Annotated in this window: 4 protein-coding genes; 3 read left to right on the forward strand and 1 reads right to left on the reverse strand. The window is 44.4% G+C overall.

Annotation, left to right across the window (positions count from 1 at the left end; genetic code table 11):
• Positions 1-105 precede the first annotated feature (105 nt).
• The gene (gene tpx, locus Q0369_RS00005; RefSeq protein WP_297921832.1) at positions 106-630 is read right to left on the reverse strand and encodes a thiol peroxidase; all 525 of its coding nucleotides are present in this window, start codon (positions 628-630) and stop codon (positions 106-108) included.
• Positions 631-719: 89 nt separating this feature from the next.
• On the opposite strand from tpx, the gene Q0369_RS00010 reads away from it, so the two are divergent.
• The 3 genes from Q0369_RS00010 to hutX form a co-directional block, all read left to right on the forward strand.
• Positions 720-2198 (forward strand): TM2 domain-containing protein, encoded by a 1479-nt coding sequence (locus Q0369_RS00010; RefSeq protein ID WP_298094270.1) that lies wholly within the window; start codon positions 720-722, stop codon positions 2196-2198.
• 60 nt (positions 2199-2258) lie between these two features.
• A complete protein-coding gene (locus Q0369_RS00015; RefSeq protein WP_298094273.1) occupies positions 2259-2702 on the forward strand; it encodes a DUF805 domain-containing protein in 444 nt (147 codons plus the stop codon).
• Between the two features lie 218 nt (positions 2703-2920).
• A partial coding sequence (hutX, locus tag Q0369_RS00020; protein WP_298094276.1) for a heme utilization cystosolic carrier protein HutX occupies positions 2921-3360 on the forward strand: 440 nt, incomplete at its 3' end.

Consider the following 3360-nt stretch of genomic DNA (forward strand, 5'->3'; position numbering starts at 1 on the left):
TTTAAGCGCCCTACTTCGTTTTTTACTTGCAGTAGGGCGAATTTGCTTAAAGTAGTGAACTAAAGCGAGGCGAAAATTATCCAAACCTTGGATCTATTATCTTGCTCAGTTAGAGCAGCTGTTGCGAGCGACGAGCTCTGCAAAATCTAGCGCTGCGTCGTAGTCGGGCTCAGAGGCTATGTCGCTTACAAGCTCTTTATAAACCACAACGCCTGCGGTATCTATGACGAAGATTGCTCTGGCGCTAAGACCTGCTAATGCACCGCTGGCGATGAGAGTGCCGTAGCGGCGACAAAATTCTTTATCGCGGAAATCACTTGCAACGCGTAGATTTTTGATCCCCTCAGTCGTGCAAAACCTCCCCATCGCAAACGGCAAATCCATCGAAACGACGATTACTTCGGTGTTGGGAAGCGATGCTGCGCGCTCGTTGAACTTGCGTGCCTCCGTCGCGCAGACGGGTGTATCTAGCGACGGCACGGCAACGATGATTTGCACGTGCTTGCCGCTAGCGATCTCGATTTCGCTTAGATCCTGGGCTACTAAGCGTACTTGCGGCGCGCGATCGCCTAGATTTATCTCTTGCCCGCTTAACTCTACGGGCTTTCCTTGAAATGTTACTGTTGACATTTTTGTCCTTTGCTTTGAATTTGTAGTGGCGAATATACAAAAATTCCTTAAATTTCAGGTAAAATTGCTTTAAAAATCAAGGAGAGTAGATGGGCGAAGATATTTGGGGCAGCAGCAGCAATCCTGCGTCGCTAGCCAGCATAAGACGTAAAAGTGGCGAAGAGAGAAAGCCTCTGGACGAGAAACCACAGGAGCAATCTGAGAATTTAGATTTAGCGCAAGAAGCTCTTGCAGCGGATAATACTAGCGAGCAAAATTTCGCGGCTCAGAATTCTATAGAGCAAAATTCCACTTTTACAAAACAGAATTTCACACCACAGAATTCTGCGGAGCAAAATTTAGCTTTTGCAGTTCAAGGCTTGGATGAAGAAAATTCTATTTTACAAGATTCTGCTGCGACAGGCTCTAGCGAGCAAGATTCTAACGCTAAAAGTTTGAATTCTACCGAAAATGCTGCGAACTCGCAGAATTTTGTGGAGCAAAATTCCACTTGGCAAAATTCAGCTTCCTCAAATTCCGATAGAATTAACTCTACGCAAAGCTCAGCTAAGGCTTACGATCTAAATAAAGCCTACGTATTTTATATGTTCCTCGGGCCTTTCGGTGCGCATAGATTTTATCTTGGGCATATAATCTCCGCGATTTTTCAGCTTTTAGGCGGGCTGCCATTTCTCATCTGGCTTTTTTTAGTAGTGGTTGCTGTCATGTGGACGAGTATAGAAGGTAACGAGCTGTTGGCGCTTGTAAACTCATCTCGTCCGGATTTGGGCGTGCAAGCATCAGACCTAAAAGATATAGAACAGGGCTTTTTTCATTTTATGGTTATTTTCTCGGTGCCCAATGTTTTATTTTTGATTTGGCTTGTTAGCGACTTTTTTAGGTTGCCTGAAATGGTGCGAAAGCTAAATGTATCCGTAGGCGCGGGAGCAATCCTGTATGTTTATACGGATGACGCTAAAGAGCAGAGCGAGAATCTATCTACTGCCAAAACTACCCTTTATATAGCGTTTGGGCTTGAGGCGTTAAATGCGGTAGGCAGATATATCAAGAATGTAGATAAAGTGGGCGCGTTGGAGGGTGTCGGACTTATATCTATGATATGCCTAGCTGTGGGGCTATATTTTTTAGCGCGCGCTATACGCAGCACGGACCTGCTATCAAACGCCGTGCTAGTCGGAGTTTCTTCGGCTATAAGCGCAGTAAGCACTATATTTGTAGGATTTGAATTGTTTAATCCATCAGTTTTTATGATAAGCATTTATTGTGTATGCACAGCGGTATATCTGATCTATCAGCTGCTAGTTAGTAAAGAGCTTTATGATTGCAGCGGAGAGAAAAACTATCTAAGAGCGTTTTATGTTATTGTGGCTACGGAGATAGTAACTCTAGTCCTGATAGCGCTTGACTCGCAGCTTTTTGCCTTAGTATTTGCCATAGGGTGGTTAGCTTCGGTAATTCTAAATGTTTCGGCGGTTTATGGCACTAGAGAGGTTGCCGCCTCAAAAGGCGGCTACAATCTAGCGAATCTGGCGTATCACGTAAAGCAGATGAACGGGCGGGAGTTTTAGGTATTTAAATTTAAGGGGCGATTAGTATAATCCTATATTATTTTAAAAAAGGAGTTTAAAATGACTTTTATGGAGTCCGTGCAAACTTGCGTCAAGCAAAAATACGCCGCATTTAGCGGGCGAGCATCAAGGTCGGAGTACTGGTGGTTTTTTCTATTTACCGTGCTTGGCGGGATCGTTTTGAGCTTGATAGATGGCGTTTTAGGCACTACGATAGGGTACAATCAAATAATAGCCGGCAAAATCGTCCATCAAGAAATCGGCATTATAGATGCGCTTTTTCAACTAGCCATGCTCGTGCCAGCCATCGCCGTATCAGTCAGGCGACTACATGACACCGATAGAAGCGGCTGGTTTTTTCTGCTTATTGTAACGCCGATAGTAGGTGCTTTTTTCGGCGATATCGGACTTTTGGTGTCATTTGTGGGTTGGATAGTGCTGCTTGTGTTTTTCGTGCAGCGCGGCGATAGCGGGTCCAATCGCTTCGGATACGATCCGCTATGACAAAGCTCTAAAGCTTTGCGGAATTTTAGAATTTTAAAATTCCGTGCAGATAAAATTCTTTGTATTATCACTTAAAATTCTATGCATAAGCACTTTGTAGCGCTAAATTTTTCTTAGAATAAGCTTTTCAAATCCTCTTTAATTGATTGCCATTATCTGTAACTTAGAATTTTTATATTATAATGGCGCTCAAAAATTTTATTTTAGAAAGGATGAAAATGAAAGAGAGAATCGAGGCGCTGTTTGCGCAAAACCCTAAAATTTCGATCGCGCAGATCTGCAAGGAGCTCGGCGCCAAGGAGATAGACGTGCTGCTAAACCTACCCGAGCGCTTCGGAAAGAGCGCGGGCGGCGATAAATTCGTCGAGGTCATTAGGGAGCTTGAGAGCTGGGGCGAGGTGCTTTTCGTGAAAAATACGCCGAGCTTCATCATCGAGTTTAAAACCAAGATCCCAAGCGGCAAGAGCGCGCGCGGATATTATAATTTCGGCATGGGCGCAAACGGCGATGAAGCGCATGGGCTGGGCATTTTGGGGGGTCATCTAAAGACGGATGAGATCGATAAGATCATCCTTGTGACGCAGACTTTCATGGGGATGCTCTCGAAATTTGTGGGCTTTTACGACAAAGCGGGCGAGAATATCTTTAAAATTTACGT

It is taken from the genome of uncultured Campylobacter sp., from assembly GCF_938030685.1.
Taxonomy (GTDB): domain Bacteria; phylum Campylobacterota; class Campylobacteria; order Campylobacterales; family Campylobacteraceae; genus Campylobacter_B.